The organism is Streptomyces sp. L2 (assembly GCF_004124325.1).
Taxonomy (GTDB): Bacteria; Actinomycetota; Actinomycetes; order Streptomycetales; family Streptomycetaceae; genus Streptomyces.
The window spans coordinates 5,817,377-5,831,126 of the sequence record NZ_QBDT01000001.1 but is presented as its reverse complement, the minus strand read 5'-3'; the positions used below and the strand labels follow the sequence as shown (position 1 = coordinate 5,831,126).

Annotated in this window: 10 protein-coding genes; 8 read left to right on the top strand and 2 right to left on the bottom strand. The window is 72.0% G+C overall.

Annotated features, from left to right (window positions below):
* Positions 1-36 precede the first annotated feature (36 nt).
* From DBP14_RS26035 to DBP14_RS36220, 8 genes are all read left to right on the top strand, one after another.
* The gene (locus DBP14_RS26035) at positions 37-1,578 is read left to right on the top strand and encodes a leucyl aminopeptidase (protein WP_129309535.1); all 1,542 of its coding nucleotides are present in this window, start codon (positions 37-39) and stop codon (positions 1,576-1,578) included.
* Positions 1,579-1,886: 308 nt separating this feature from the next.
* A complete protein-coding gene (gene lpdA / locus DBP14_RS26030; RefSeq protein WP_164992410.1) occupies positions 1,887-3,275 on the top strand; it encodes a dihydrolipoyl dehydrogenase in 1,389 nt (462 codons plus the stop codon).
* Between the two features lie 64 nt (positions 3,276-3,339).
* Positions 3,340-5,124: a 2-oxoglutarate dehydrogenase, E2 component, dihydrolipoamide succinyltransferase gene (sucB, locus tag DBP14_RS26025; protein ID WP_129309533.1), complete on the top strand. Its 1,785-nt coding sequence runs from the start codon at positions 3,340-3,342 to the stop codon at positions 5,122-5,124.
* Between the two features lie 275 nt (positions 5,125-5,399).
* Positions 5,400-6,023, top strand: coding sequence for a GntR family transcriptional regulator (locus tag DBP14_RS26020; RefSeq protein ID WP_129309532.1), 624 nt, complete (start codon positions 5,400-5,402; stop codon positions 6,021-6,023).
* 405 nt (positions 6,024-6,428) lie between these two features.
* The gene (gene aceE / locus DBP14_RS26015) at positions 6,429-9,131 is read left to right on the top strand and encodes a pyruvate dehydrogenase (acetyl-transferring), homodimeric type (protein WP_129309531.1); all 2,703 of its coding nucleotides are present in this window, start codon (positions 6,429-6,431) and stop codon (positions 9,129-9,131) included.
* Positions 9,132-9,305: 174 nt separating this feature from the next.
* Positions 9,306-9,824 carry a DUF4240 domain-containing protein gene (locus DBP14_RS26010; protein ID WP_129309530.1) on the top strand — a complete coding sequence of 173 codons (519 nt, stop codon included), beginning with the start codon at positions 9,306-9,308 and terminating at the stop codon, positions 9,822-9,824.
* A gap of 298 nt (positions 9,825-10,122) precedes the next feature.
* Entirely contained in the window at positions 10,123-11,007 is an 885-nt protein-coding gene (locus tag DBP14_RS26005; RefSeq protein ID WP_129309529.1) for a helix-turn-helix transcriptional regulator, read from the top strand.
* A gap of 168 nt (positions 11,008-11,175) precedes the next feature.
* On the top strand, positions 11,176-11,889 hold the full coding sequence (locus tag DBP14_RS36220; RefSeq protein WP_164992409.1) for a hypothetical protein: 714 nt from the start codon (positions 11,176-11,178) through the stop codon (positions 11,887-11,889).
* Here the strand turns inward: DBP14_RS36220 and DBP14_RS25995 are convergent.
* Both DBP14_RS25995 and DBP14_RS25985 read right to left on the bottom strand, forming a co-directional pair.
* Positions 11,828-12,124 carry a hypothetical protein gene (locus DBP14_RS25995; protein ID WP_129309528.1) on the bottom strand — a complete coding sequence of 99 codons (297 nt, stop codon included), beginning with the start codon at positions 12,122-12,124 and terminating at the stop codon, positions 11,828-11,830. The genes DBP14_RS36220 and DBP14_RS25995 overlap by 62 nt on opposite strands.
* Positions 12,125-12,780: 656 nt before the next feature.
* Complete coding sequence (locus DBP14_RS25985) at positions 12,781-13,626, bottom strand: peptidoglycan recognition protein (protein ID WP_129309526.1); 846 nt, start codon at positions 13,624-13,626, stop codon at positions 12,781-12,783.
* Between the last annotated feature and the right edge of the window lie 124 nt (positions 13,627-13,750).

Sequence of the window (13,750 nt, the reverse complement as noted above, 5' to 3'; positions counted from 1 at the left end):
ACAGCAACTTCACATCGGAAGCGAGAATTCACCACCGTGACTGCTCTGACTCTCAGCACCGCCGCGGCGGCCGGCCTGCGGGCCGACGCGATCGTGATCGGTGTCGCCAAGGGCACTGCATCCAGGTCCGCGGGACTCGTCGTCGCGCCCGGCGCCGAGGCCGTGGACGCGGCGTACGACGGCAAGCTGGCCGGCGTTCTGGAGACCCTCGGCGCCTCGGGTGCCGAGGGCGAACTGACGAAACTCCCCTCCCCGGCCGGCTTCAAGGCCCCGCTCGTGGTGGCGGTGGGCCTGGGCGACGAGCCCGGGAAGGACGACGCCTACGACCCGGAGGCCCTGCGCAGGGCGGCCGGCGTGGCCGCGCGGGCCCTCACCGGGTCGAAGAAGGCCGCGTTCGCGCTGCCGGTCGACGGCCCCGGTGCCATCGGCGCGATCGGCGAGGGCGTGCTGCTGGGCGCGTACTCGTACGACGCCCAGCGGGAGAACGGCGCGAAGAACGGCAAGGCGAAGAACGGCAAGGCCCCGCTGGGCGAGGCGGCACTGCTGGGCGGCAAGCCGCGGGACGCGGCCCACAAGGGCGCCCTGGCCCGCGCGGTCACCGTCTCCGAGGAGCTGAACCGCTCCCGCGACCTGATCAACATGCCGCCCAACGACCTCACCCCCGAGGCGTTCGCCGCGATCACGCAGGCCGCGGCCAAGGAGCACGGCTTCAAGGTCCAGGTGCTCGACGACAAGGCCCTGGTCAAGGGCGGCTACGGCGGCATCATGGGCGTCGGCGGCGGCTCCGCGGCCACCCCGCGCCTGGTCAAGCTGTCGTACAAGCACCCGAAGGCCGACAGGCACCTGGCGCTGGTCGGCAAGGGCATCACCTACGACTCGGGCGGCATCTCCCTGAAGCCGGCCGGCCACAACGAGACGATGAAGTGCGACATGGCCGGCGCCGCCGCCGTGTTCGCCGCGGTCGTCTCCGCCGCCCGGCTCGGCCTGGAGGTCAACGTCACCGGCTGGCTGGCGCTGGCCGAGAACATGCCGTCGGGCTCCGCCGTGCGCCCCGGCGACGTGCTGCGCATGTACAGCGGCAAGACGGTGGAGGTGCTCAACACCGACGCCGAGGGCCGGCTGGTGCTGGCCGACGCGCTGTGGGCGGCCTCGCAGGAGAACCCGGACGCGATCGTCGACGTGGCCACGCTGACCGGCGCGATGGTGCTGGCGCTGGGCACGCGGACGTTCGGGATCATGGGCAACGACGAGGCGTTCCGCGCGGCGGTGCACGAGGCCGCGGAGGAGGTCGGCGAGCCGGCGTGGCAGATGCCGCTGCCGGAGCACCTGCGCAAGGCCGGGGAGTCCCAGGTGGCCGACCTCTCGAACATGGGCGAGCGGATGGGCGGCGGCCTGTTCGCCGGGCTCTTCCTGCGGGAGTTCGTGGGCGAGGGCATCACCTGGGCGCACCTGGACATCGCGGGTCCCGCCTTCAACGAGGGCGGTCCCTTCGGGTACACGCCCAAGGGGGGCACCGGATCCGCCGTGCGTACGCTGGTGCGGCTCGCGGAGCTGACCGCCTGCGGCGAGCTGGGCTGAGCCGCCTATTGGGGTGGCCCGTCCTGTCTGTAGGGCGGCCGCGGGGGCGTGGGGGCTGGTCGCGCAGTTCCCCGCGCCCCTTTCGGGGCGCTGCCCTGGCCGTATCTCGATCACTGCCCTGGGTTTCGCGGCGTACGTGGGGTGTCTCACACTCCAGCCCCGCGTCTCGTACGGGTCGAACAAGTGCAAAGATGGAGCCCGGCAGGACAGGGCCCCCACCAAAGGGCCGAAGCATCAAGCGGCCGGACACCAGCCGCCCGCCGGTCACAGGAGACCGGCGTGAGGCGCACATGCATGGAGGACGTGACGTGGCGAACGACGCCAGCACCGTTTTCGACCTAGTGATCCTCGGCGGTGGTAGCGGTGGTTACGCCGCGGCCCTGCGCGGGGCGCAGCTGGGCCTGGACGTCGCCCTGATCGAGAAGGACAAGGTCGGCGGCACCTGCCTGCACCGGGGTTGCATCCCCACCAAGGCCCTGCTCCACGCGGGCGAGATCGCCGACCAGGCCCGCGAGAGCGAGCAGTTCGGCGTGAAGGCCACCTTCGAGGGCATCGACGTCGCGGGCGTCCACAAGTACAAGGACGAGGTGATCTCGGGCCTGTACAAGGGTCTGCAGGGTCTCATCGCGTCCCGCAAGGTGACGTACATCGAGGGTGAGGGCCGGCTGTCCTCCCCCACCTCCGTCGACGTGAACGGCCAGCGGATCCAGGGGCGCCACGTGCTCCTCGCCACCGGTTCCGTACCGAAGTCGCTCCCGGGCCTGGACATCGACGGCAACCGGATCATCTCCTCGGACCACGCCCTCGTCCTGGACCGCGTGCCGAAGTCCGCGATCATCCTGGGCGGCGGTGTCATCGGCGTCGAGTTCGCCTCGGCGTGGAAGTCCTTCGGCTCCGACGTCACGATCGTGGAGGGCCTCAAGCACCTGGTCCCGGTCGAGGACGAGAACAGCTCCAAGCTGCTGGAGCGCGCGTTCCGCAAGCGGGGCATCAAGTTCAACCTGGGCACCTTCTTCCAGAAGGCGGAGTACACCCAGGACGGCGTGAAGGTCACCCTGGCGGACGGCAAGGAGTTCGAGGCCGAGGTCCTGCTCGTCGCCATCGGCCGCGGCCCGGTCTCACAGGGCCTGGGCTACGAGGAGGCCGGGGTCGCCATGGACCGCGGCTACGTCCTCGTCGACGAGTACATGCGGACCAACGTGCCGACGATCTCGGCCGTCGGCGACCTGGTCCCCACGCTCCAGCTCGCGCACGTCGGCTTCGCCGAGGGCATCCTGGTGGCGGAGCGTCTGGCCGGTCTGAAGACGGTTCCGATCGACTACGACGGTGTCCCGCGGGTGACGTACTGCCACCCGGAGGTCGCCTCCGTCGGCATCTCCGAGGCCAAGGCCAAGGAGATCTACGGCGCGGACAAGGTCGTCGCTCTGAAGTACAACCTGGCGGGCAACGGAAAGAGCAAGATCCTGAAGACCGCGGGCGAGATCAAGCTCGTCCAGGTCAAGGACGGTGCCGTGGTCGGCGTCCACATGGTCGGCGACCGCATGGGTGAGCAGGTCGGCGAGGCCCAGCTGGTCTACAACTGGGAGGCGCTGCCGTCCGAGGTGGCCCAGCTCATCCACGCCCACCCGACGCAGAACGAGGCGCTCGGCGAGGCTCACCTGGCTCTGGCCGGGAAGCCGCTGCACGCCCACGACTGACGCCCTCAGTCCATCGGGCGCGACGACACAGACTTTCCGCAATTCGTTAGGAGCAACCGAAACCATGGCGGTTTCCGTAACCCTTCCGGCGCTCGGTGAGAGCGTCACCGAGGGCACTGTGACCCGCTGGCTGAAGGCCGAGGGTGAGCGCGTCGAGGCCGACGAGCCGCTGCTCGAGGTGTCGACCGACAAGGTCGACACCGAGATCCCCTCGCCCGCCGCCGGTGTGCTGGCCTCCATCAAGGTCGCCGAGGACGAGACGGTCGAGGTCGGCGCCGAGCTGGCCCTGATCGACGACGGTTCCGGCGCCCCCGCCGCCGCGCCCGCCCCGGCCGCCGCCGAGGCCCCGGCCCCGGCCGCCGAGCCGGCTCCCGCGGCCCCCGCCGCCGAGCAGGCCGCCCCGGCCCCGGCCCCCACCGCCGAGGCCGCCGCCGGCGCCGGCTCCGCCGAGGGCACGGACGTGGTCCTGCCCGCGCTCGGCGAGTCCGTCACCGAGGGCACCGTCACCCGCTGGCTGAAGTCGGTGGGCGACTCCGTCGAGGCCGACGAGCCGCTGCTCGAAGTCTCCACGGACAAGGTCGACACCGAGATCCCGGCGCCCACCTCGGGCACGCTGCTGGAGATCGTGGTCGGCGAGGACGAGACCGCCGAGGTCGGCGCCAAGCTCGCCGTCATCGGTGCCGCCGGTGCCGCCCCCGCCGCCGCTCCGGCCCCGGCCGCCCCGGCGCCCGCCGCCGAGGCCCCGGCCGCCCCCGCGGCTCCGGCCCAGCCCGCCGCCCCCGCCCCGGCTGCCCCGGCTCCGGCTCCCGCCGCCCCGGCCGCGCCCGCCGCCGCTGCTCCGGCTCCGGCCCAGCCCGCGGCTCCGGCCCCGGTCACCCCGGCCCCGGCCGCTCCCGCCGCGCCCGCCGCCCAGGCCACGGACGAGGGTGCCTACGTCACCCCGCTGGTGCGCAAGCTCGCCGCCGAGAACGGCGTCGACCTGTCCACCGTCAAGGGCACCGGCGTCGGCGGCCGTATCCGCAAGCAGGACGTCATCGCCGCCGCCGAGGCCGCGAAGGCCGCCACGCCGGCTCCGGCCGCCGCCGCCGCGCCCGCCGCGAAGAAGGCCCCCAGCCTGGAGGCCTCCCCGCTGCGCGGCCAGACCGTCAAGATGCCGCGCATCCGCAAGGTCATCGGCGACAACATGGTCAAGGCGCTGCACGAGCAGGCGCAGCTGTCGTCGGTCGTCGAGGTCGACGTCACCCGCCTGATGCGGCTGCGCGCCCAGGCCAAGGACTCCTTCGCCGCGCGCGAGGGCGTCAAGCTCTCCCCGATGCCGTTCTTCGTGAAGGCCGCGGCCCAGGCGCTGAAGGCCCACCCGGTCATCAACGCCAAGATCAACGAGGCCGAGGGCACGATCACCTACTTCGACTCCGAGAGCGTCGGAATCGCGGTGGACTCCGAGAAGGGCCTGATGACCCCGGTCATCAAGCACGCCGGTGACCTCAACATCGCCGGTATCGCCAAGGCCACGGCGGAGCTGGCGGGCAAGGTCCGCGGCAACAAGATCACCCCGGACGAGCTGTCCGGCGCGACCTTCACCATCTCCAACACCGGTTCGCGCGGCGCGCTGTTCGACACGATCATCGTGCCGCCGGGCCAGGTCGCGATCCTCGGCATCGGTGCCACGGTCAAGCGCCCGGCGGTCATCGAGACCGAGGAGGGCACGGTCATCGGCGTCCGCGACATGACCTACCTGACCCTCTCCTACGACCACCGCCTGGTCGACGGCGCCGACGCGGCGCGCTACCTGACGGCGGTCAAGGCGATCCTGGAGGCAGGCGAGTTCGAGGTCGAGCTCGGTCTCTGATTTCCTGATCAGGTGCTACGACGCCCCGTCCGGAGCCATCCGGACGGGGCGTCGCCTTTTCGGCGCAGGGCGACCGCGACTTCCCAAGGGGCGCGGGGAACTGCGCGACAGGCCACGCCCGACCCGCAGCCGCCGAACGACAGAGCCCCCCGAGTTCACACGCGCCCCAAACCCCATGTGCAACTCATCTCACCTGCGTGAAAGCACCCCCTCCACCCCGCCCAGCGCCGCGCACGGCCGTATTGTCTAAACGTCAGCCCCCGGGAGGAGCCCTCATGACCGCGCCCGTCGTCCACTCGCTGCGCGAACAGATCCGCGAGCACATCGTGGAGGGGATCGTCAGCGGGCGCTGGCAGCCGGGCGAGCGCATCGTCGAGCGGCGGATCGCCACGGAACTGCAGGTCAGCCAGACCCCCGTCCGGGAGGCCCTGCGCGAGCTGGAGTCCCTGCGGCTGATCGAGTCCGCGCCGAACAAGGGCGTCCGCGTACGCAACCTGAGCGCGGCCGATCTGGAGGAGAGCTACCCCGTCCGGGCCGGCCTGGAGGCCATCGCGGCGGAGCTGGCGGCCGCCCGCCTCGCCGTGGACTGCTCGGCCCTGGAACCGCACGTCCTGGCCCTGTACGAGGCCGACCGCGACGCCGACGGGACGGCGCAGGTCCGGCACACCGTCGGCTTCCACCGGGAGCTGGTGCGGGCCGCGGACAATTCGGTGCTGCTGCACACGTGGGAGGGGCTGGGGATCGAGGTGTTCACGGCGCTGTCGATACGGTGGCTGGGGACGGTGCAGCAGTCGTACGCCGAGGAGCACGAGGAGTTGGTGCAGGCGTTCAAGCGGCGTGATCCGGATATCTCGGCGCTCGTCAAGGCGCACGTGCTCGGGTGCGCGCCGCGGGCCTGAGTTCCTCGCCACCGCCGCCCCTACCCTTCCCGACACTGGGGGCAAGCCCCCAGACCCCCTTTTTTTTGCGCAGTTCCCCGCGCCCCTTCAGGGGCGCGGGGAACTGCGCAATCAGCCACAGCGCGCCCGCAGACGCCTGACAACGCACACCCGAGTCAACCCCCGCTCACCTGCCAGAACACCCCAACTTCAAGGTCACCCGGTGCCACCGCCGGAGGCACCCCGTGCCGACTTTCTCGTGATCGAGAGGTTTTGACCCTCAACCCTTTGATCGATCATCGATCAGGGAGTTACAGTCGCCGACGGACCTCCAACCGGGGTCCTAGCCCTGTCCTGCCAAAGACCAAGGGCACACCCGAACCCTTACCGATGAGGGAACCCCCTTCGACTGAGGAAGGCGGCGACATGACCGACCCCAACGCCATCCAGCCGAGCGCGCTCGACCAGCTCCCGGACCGTGACCCGGAGGAGACCGCCGAATGGCAGGCCTCCCTGGACGCCGTCGCGAGGGAAGCGGGCCCGCACCGCGCCGCGTACCTGATGCGGCGCACGCTGGAGCGCGCCGAGCGGGGCGGCGTCGCGCTGCCGAAGCTCCTCGAGACGGACTACGTCAACACCATCCCGACCGGCGCCGAGCCCGCCGTACCCGGTGACGAGGCCATGGAGGCCCGGATCACCGCGTGGAACCGGTGGAACGCGGCGGCGATGGTGACCCGCGGCGCGAAGCACGGCGTCGGCGGCCACATCGCCACCTTCGCCTCCGCGGCCTGGCTGTACGAGACGGGCTTCAACCACTTCTTCCACGGCAAGGAGGGCGACGGCTCCGGCGACCAGCTGTACATCCAGGGCCACGCCTCCCCCGGCATCTACGCCCGCGCCTTCCTGGACGGCCGCCTCACCGAGGCGCAGCTGGACAACTTCCGCCAGGAGGCCGGCGGCGACGGCCTGCCGTCCTACCCGCACCCGCGGCGCCTGCCCTGGCTGTGGGAGTTCCCGACGGTGTCGATGGGCCTCGGCCCGCTCTCCGCGATCTACCAGGCGCGCTTCAACCGCTACCTGACCAACCGCGGCATCAAGGACGTCTCCGCCTCGCACGTGTGGGCGTTCCTCGGCGACGGCGAGATGGACGAGCCGGAGTCGACGGCGGCGCTCGCGCTGGCCGCGCGTGAGGAGCTGGACAACCTCACCTTCGTCATCAACTGCAACCTGCAGCGCCTGGACGGCCCGGTCCGCGCCAACTTCAAGATCGTGCAGGAGCTGGAGGCCCAGTTCCGCGGCGCCGGCTGGAACGTCGTCAAGACGCTGTGGGGCTCCGCCTGGGACGAGCTGTTCCGGCTCGACACCACGGGCGCGCTGGTACGGCGGCTGCGCGAGGTACCCGACGCGCAGGTGCAGACGTACCAGACCCGCGACGCCGCCTACATCCGCCAGGACTTCTTCGGCGCCGACCCGGCGCTCGTGGAGATGGCGAAGCTGCTGAGCGACGACAAGATCCTCGAGGTCTTCCACCTCTCCCGCGGCGGTCACGAGGCCCGCAAGGTCTACGCCGCGTACAAGGCCGCCGTCGAGTTCAAGGGCGCGCCGACCGTGATCCTGGCCCAGACGGTCAAGGGCCACACCCTCGGCGAGGGCTTCGCGTCGAAGAACGCCAACCACCAGATGAAGAAGCTCTCGGTGGACGAGTTCAAGGCGATGCGCGACCTGCTGGAGCTGCCGATCAAGGACAGCGACTTCACCGACGGCCAGGTCCCCTACGGCCACCCCGGCGCCGGCTCCCCCGAGGTGCGCTACCTCCAGGAGCGCCGCGCGGCCCTCGGCGGCCCGGCCCCGGCCCGCCGTCTGCACCCGGTCGCGCCGCTGCCGGCCCCGGCCGAGAAGGCGTTCGGCGCGTTCGACAAGGGCTCCGGCTCGCAGAGCGTGGCGACGACGATGGCCTTCGTCCGCCTGGTCAAGGACCTGGTCCGCGACAAGGAGACCGGCAAGCGCTGGGTGCCGATCGTCCCCGACGAGGCGCGCACCTTCGGCATGGAGTCGCTCTTCCCGTCCCTCGGGATCTACTCCCCCAAGGGCCAGACGTACGAGCCGGTCGACCGCGACCAGCTGATGTACTACAAGGAGGCCAAGAACGGCCAGATCCTCAACGAGGGGATCACCGAGGCCGGCTCCATGGCCGACTTCATCGCGGCGTCGTCGTCGTACGCGACGCACGGCGAGGCGATGATCCCGTTCTACATCTTCTACTCGATGTTCGGCTGGCAGCGCACCGCCGACCAGATGTGGCAGCTCGGCGACCAGCTCGGCCGCGGCTTCCTCGTCGGCGCGACGGCGGGCCGTACGACCCTCACGGGCGAGGGCCTGCAGCACGCCGACGGCCACTCCCCGGTGATCGCCGCGACCAACCCGGCGGCGCTGTCGTACGACCCCGCGTTCGCCTACGAGATCGCGGTCATCGTGCGGGAGGGCCTGCGCCGGATGTACGGCGAGGCGAAGCCGGGCGAGGACCAGAACGTCTTCTACTACCTCACCGTCTACAACGAGCCGATGCCGCAGCCGGCCAAGCCGGCCGCCGCCGGCGTGGACGAGGGCATCGTCAAGGGCCTGTACCGCTTCAACACGGCGGAGTCGGCGGGCCTGACCGCCCCGGCCAACGCCCCGCGCATCCAGCTGCTGGGCTCGGGCACGGCGATCCACTGGGCGCTCAAGGCGCAGCGGCTGCTCGCCGAGGAGTGGGGCGTGGCCGCCGACGTGTGGTCCGCGACCTCCTGGGGCGAGCTGCGCCGCGACGCCCTCGACGCCGACGCGGCGCTGCTGCGCGGCGAGGAGCGGACGCCGTACGTCCGCCAGGCGCTGCAGGGTGCCGAGGGCCCGGTGCTCGCGGTGTCCGACTACATGCGCCAGGTCCCGGACCAGATCGCGCAGTGGGTGGAGCAGGACTGGTCCTCGCTGGGTGCGGACGGCTTCGGCCTCTCCGACACCCGTGAGGCGGCCCGCCGCCACTTCGGCGTCGACGCCGAGTCGATCGTCGTCGCGGCCCTGGCCCAGCTGGCCCGGCGCGGCGAGGTCAAGGCGACGTCGGTGAAGGAAGCCCGCGAGAAGTACGGCCTGTAGTCCCGGCCGGCGTACCACCGACAGCGGCGGGGAGAGGGGGCGCACCCCTCTCCCCGCCGCTGTCGGCATGTCCGTGGCGCGGGCGCGCCCCCGGATTCCCGGGCCCGCACCGCTCATAACAAGTGGCTCACTCCGCGTGCGCCCCACCGGCTGAGGCCCGATGCTGGAGCGGTGATGGACGAGACGGAGTTCTGGGAGCTGATCGACTCCACCCGGGAGGCCGCCGAGGGCGACCCCGAGGAGCAGGCCGACGTGCTCGTGTCCCGGCTGCTGGAGCTGGAGCCGGAGCTGGTCCTGGACTTCGCCCGTCATTTCGAGGCCCGCTACAACCGCGCGTACCGCTGGGATCTGTGGGGTGCCGCCTGGGTGCTGCTGGACGGGGCGAGCGACGACGCGTTCGACTACTTCCGGTGCTGGCTCATCGGACAGGGCCGGGAGGTCTTCGAGGGCGCCCTGCACGAGCCGGACGCGCTGGCGGACCTGCTCGACGACTTCGACGAGGAGATCGACGGCGACGGCGAGGAGCTGGGGTACGCGGCGGACGAGGCGTACGAGCAGCTGACCGGCTCGGTCGCCACCGACCTGGGCATCGCCCCGGCTCCCGCCGAGCCCCAGGGCACCCCGGTCGACTTCGAGAAGGAATCGGTCCTCGCCGACCTCTATCCCAAACTCTGGGATCGCTTCAAGGGCTGATTCGGTCGCCGAGAACGACCGAAAACGTTCCATCGGGCACACCGCCGCGCTTCTCCGGCGCCCTCGCCCGCCCTGAACTGCGGCTCCTTCTGCTCCCTGGGCCTCGCCCGCCCCAGTGGACACACCGTCAGAAACAGTACGCCGGGGGCGTGTTCCCCGCTTTACGCGCGCCGGAGGTAGGCTGGGCGCACTCCGCCACCGCCGCCAGTAAGCCGATGTCCTCCTGGCAAGTTGCCACCTGGCAGACGCGTCGGCGGCAGTGCCCGGTCACCCTCGGAAGAATCAGGAACGCGAGGAGATGACAGCGAAAGATCCGGCTCTGGAACGGCGCAGGGTACGTCTCGCCCTGCGCAACTATCGCAACAAGGCGGGCATCAGCCAGCCCGAAGTGGCCGAGCACCTGGCCTGGTCACCGTCGAAGGTCATCCGTATCGAGGGCGGCTCGGTCGGCGTGTCCGTCACCGACCTGCGCGCCCTCCTCGATCTGTACGCCGTACGGGACGAGGCGACCCGCCAGGACCTGGAGCAGGCCACCCGGGACAGCAGACGGCCGCCCTGGTACAGCGCCTACCGGGACGTGGTGCCCCCGCACTTCGCCACGTACCTGGGCCTGGAGAGCGCGGCCCGCGAACTGTTCGCCTACGACCCGACGCTCGTCCCCGGCCTGCTCCAGACCGAGGAGTACACCCGCGCCCTGCTGGGGGACGGGAGCGGGGACGGGAACGGTTCCGGGGACGGCCGGCAGCCGGCCGAGGAGACCGACGCGATCGTGCGGCTGCGGGTCGAACGGCAGCGGCGGCTGCTGCGGGAGGCGTCCGAGCCCCGGCTGTCGTTCCTGGTCGACGAGGCGGCGCTGCGCCGCTGGGTCGGCGGGCCGGCCACGATGCGGGGGCAGTTGGAGCGGCTGAAGTCCGTCGCCGGGATCGCGCACGTGGACCTGGGAGTGGTGCCCTTCTCGCTGGGCGCGCACCCGGTGCTGCGCAACGGCTCGATCGCGCTGACGTTCGGCGACGGCGACGACGTGCTGTTCGTGGAGAGCTCCAGCGGCGCGCTGACCACGCGCGACGACCAGCACGCGGTCGACGAGTACCTGACGCGGTTCGCGGAGTCCCGCAGGCAGTCCCTGTCGGGCGACGAGGCGACCGCGTTCATCGACGAGGTGCTGGCGCAGTACCCGTCCTAGCACGTCCCACCGCACTGGAGACAGTCGGGCAGAGATCGGAGAGGGCCCGTGGCGGGTGTCTTCAACCGCATACGCCGAAGGCAGGCAGGTGATCCTGGCCGCCCGGGCGCCCCTGTGCCGCAGGACGCGCAGGGACAAGCCGAGCCGGGCGGGCCGACGGGACCGGCGGTGACCGCGGAGGTGATACCGGCCGCGGGGGCGACACCGACCGTGGAGGCGGCACCGGCCGCGGAGCGGGCGGTGGCCGGGCCGGCGACGGCTGAGCCCGCGGCGGCGGAGCCTGCCGTGGCGGAGCCTGCCGTGGCGGAGCCTGCCGTGGCGGAGACCGTGGTGGCCGCCGGGACGGCCGACGCGGTCGGGCCACCGGCCGCTGCCCGCGGCCAGGAGATACCCGGCGGGAGCGACGCTCCGGCAGGGCCGGGGAGCGCGCTGGAGCCGATCCAGCCGACCGTGATCATCTCCGGCGCCGCCATCGGCGCGGAGGGTCAGGACATCCCCTCGCCGCGCGACGTCCTCCCGGACCGGCAGCCCACCCTCTTCGACCTGGCGCTTTACTTCATGCGCGTGGTCTTCGGCTCGGACCTCGCCCTGAAGAGGTTCCTCAAGGCATGCGGGTGCCTCGTCGCCATGCTGCTGGGGGCCGGCGTCATCCTGTGGATCGTCGCCCTCACCATCCACGCCGTGGCCCAGCGGATCGCCCCCGGGACCTCGCTCACCGCCGTGACGTGGAGCGTGGGCTGGCTCACCAGCGGCACCTTCCTCGTCTGGGCGGGCGCGCGCGTCCGCAGGTGGTTCAGGGAGCATCTGCGGACCCCGCCCGCTACACAGGCCCCCGGAACCGCCGAGCCGCCAGCTGCGGAAAGCGGCGGGCCGCGGCCGTAGTCCCGCGGTCGAGCAGCAGGCCCGCGACAGCGGCGGTCGCCGCGCCGGCCACCCCCCACACCCAGGGCCGTAGCACCGGCGTCACGGCCAGGGAGATCAGCAGCCCCACCAGCGTGGCCGTCCCCCCGGAGAGCACGAAGCCGACGACGAGCAGGACGGCGAGCGGTAACAGCGGTCTGCCGCGTGGCCCGGCCGGGCCTTTGACGGGAAGCGGCGTCTGTGCGGAATCCCCCATCTCGCCCCCAGGCAGCTCATGTGGACTCTGGTGGTGACGCGGATGTCGTGTCACCGCCGGCCCCGGTCGAAGCACAGCGACCCCCCGTCCCCCGCCGTCACTCCGGCCCGCCGGCCGGACGTCCTTCCTCACGCCGGTCCCTCCAGGGTTCTACCGCATAACGCGCGCAGAAACTCCCCCCAGGCCCGGGCCTGAAAAGGGATCACGTGCCCGTCCGGACGATGCGACACACGCACCCGAACTCCCCCGTCCATCAGGGCGACTTCCACGCACTGGTACGGATCGCACGCACTGCTCTTGCGCCACCCCCGTGCGAGCAGGTCACCGTCGCCCACCCCTGACTCCCTCTCACCCCGCGGTCGCGACCGTACGGTGCGAGGCTGTGCGCCATGCCTGGAAACCCCCGTATTTCCCGCTTTCGCCGGTCCGCACGCACCGTATCGCACGCGCGCGGGCCCTCGCAGGACGACGGCGGGAGTGGCCAGTGCGCGGCACCAACCCGACCGCAGGTCACTCACTCCTGCCTGACTTTGCCCTGAAAAGGTTAGGCTTCCCGAATCCATGCGCCAAGTTGCAAACAAGCCCGATTTCCCTGCCACCGGGCGGACTTGGGGGCGCGTGTCACCCCGTGCGCGCATGGCGGGCCGTGTGCCGCCTCAGGAGGTTCCTGTGGCCGGCCGGCCCTGGAGACGGGCCGCCTCCTGTCTGATCTCCGGGAGCAGCGCGGTCAGGGCGGCGCCGGGGCAGCTGGTCATGTAGGCGTCCCGGTGGGCGGCGAGGGTGGGCAGAGTGGCGGTGGTGCCGGCCCGGTAGCGGCTGAGGCCGCTGGTGGAGACCAGGCGGGTGCGGCCGCGCGGGTCGACGCCGGCGAGGCCCAGCTTCCAGGCGGCGAGGGCGGCAATCGCGTCGGTCATGGCCCGGGGCACGGGCACCCCGGCGGTGAAGGTGCCGATGGCGGCGATACCGGCGGTGCGGTGGTTGAAGCCCTTGGTGTGGGCGCCGGTGACCGGCCGGTCGACGCCCCCGGCGCGGCCCTCGTAGACGGTGCCGCAGCGGTCGACGAGGAAGTTGTAGCCGATGTCGTCCCAGTCGCGGGCGCCGCTGGTCTGGCCGGCGTACAGGTCCCGGATGATCCGGGGGGTGTCGGCGCACCGGTAGGTGTTGGGCGAGTCGGTGTGGTGGACGAAGACGGCGACCACCTTGTCGTCGTAGCGCGGGGGCGGCTGGTCGCGCCGGGTGACGGGGTCGAGCCAGGCGGCGCGGAGCACGATCCGGGGCCGGGGCGCCCGGTGCGCGGCCGCGGGATCGACGGCGGCCGGGCGGGTGGAGGGGACGGGCCGGTCGAGGCGGACCGTGACGGCCCGCTCCACGCCCTGGGCGCACAGGGCCAGGGCGAGGACGGCGGCCAGGCCGGGCAGGCAGGCGAGCGGCACGAGCACCGCGCCGCGTATGTGCGCGCGGCGCCGTCGCCGGCCCGCCCGCGCTCTTCGCAGGACACGCATGGTCCCACTGTCGGGTCGTACGACCGCGTCCGCGATGTGTGCTGTGCCATGTGGTGGAACCATTGTTCCGGTCCGGGACGTTTCTGGTGGTACACGCACGGCGGCCGGTGCGCGGCCCGGTGGC

What these genes read in the sequence shown, in the direction of transcription:
- DBP14_RS26010 (WP_129309530.1), top strand. Translation starts at nt 9,306, where the DNA reads ATGGACGAGACGGAGTTCTGGGAGCTGATCGACTCCACCCGGGAGGCC.
- DBP14_RS26020 (WP_129309532.1), top strand. Translation starts at nt 5,400, where the DNA reads ATGACCGCGCCCGTCGTCCACTCGCTGCGCGAACAGATCCGCGAGCAC.
- DBP14_RS26005 (WP_129309529.1), top strand. Translation starts at nt 10,123, where the DNA reads ATGACAGCGAAAGATCCGGCTCTGGAACGGCGCAGGGTACGTCTCGCC.
- DBP14_RS25985 (WP_129309526.1), bottom strand. Translation starts at nt 13,626, where the DNA reads ATGCGTGTCCTGCGAAGAGCGCGGGCGGGCCGGCGACGGCGCCGCGCG.
- sucB (WP_129309533.1), top strand. Translation starts at nt 3,340, where the DNA reads ATGGCGGTTTCCGTAACCCTTCCGGCGCTCGGTGAGAGCGTCACCGAG.
- aceE (WP_129309531.1), top strand. Translation starts at nt 6,429, where the DNA reads ATGACCGACCCCAACGCCATCCAGCCGAGCGCGCTCGACCAGCTCCCG.
- DBP14_RS25995 (WP_129309528.1), bottom strand. Translation starts at nt 12,124, where the DNA reads ATGGGGGATTCCGCACAGACGCCGCTTCCCGTCAAAGGCCCGGCCGGG.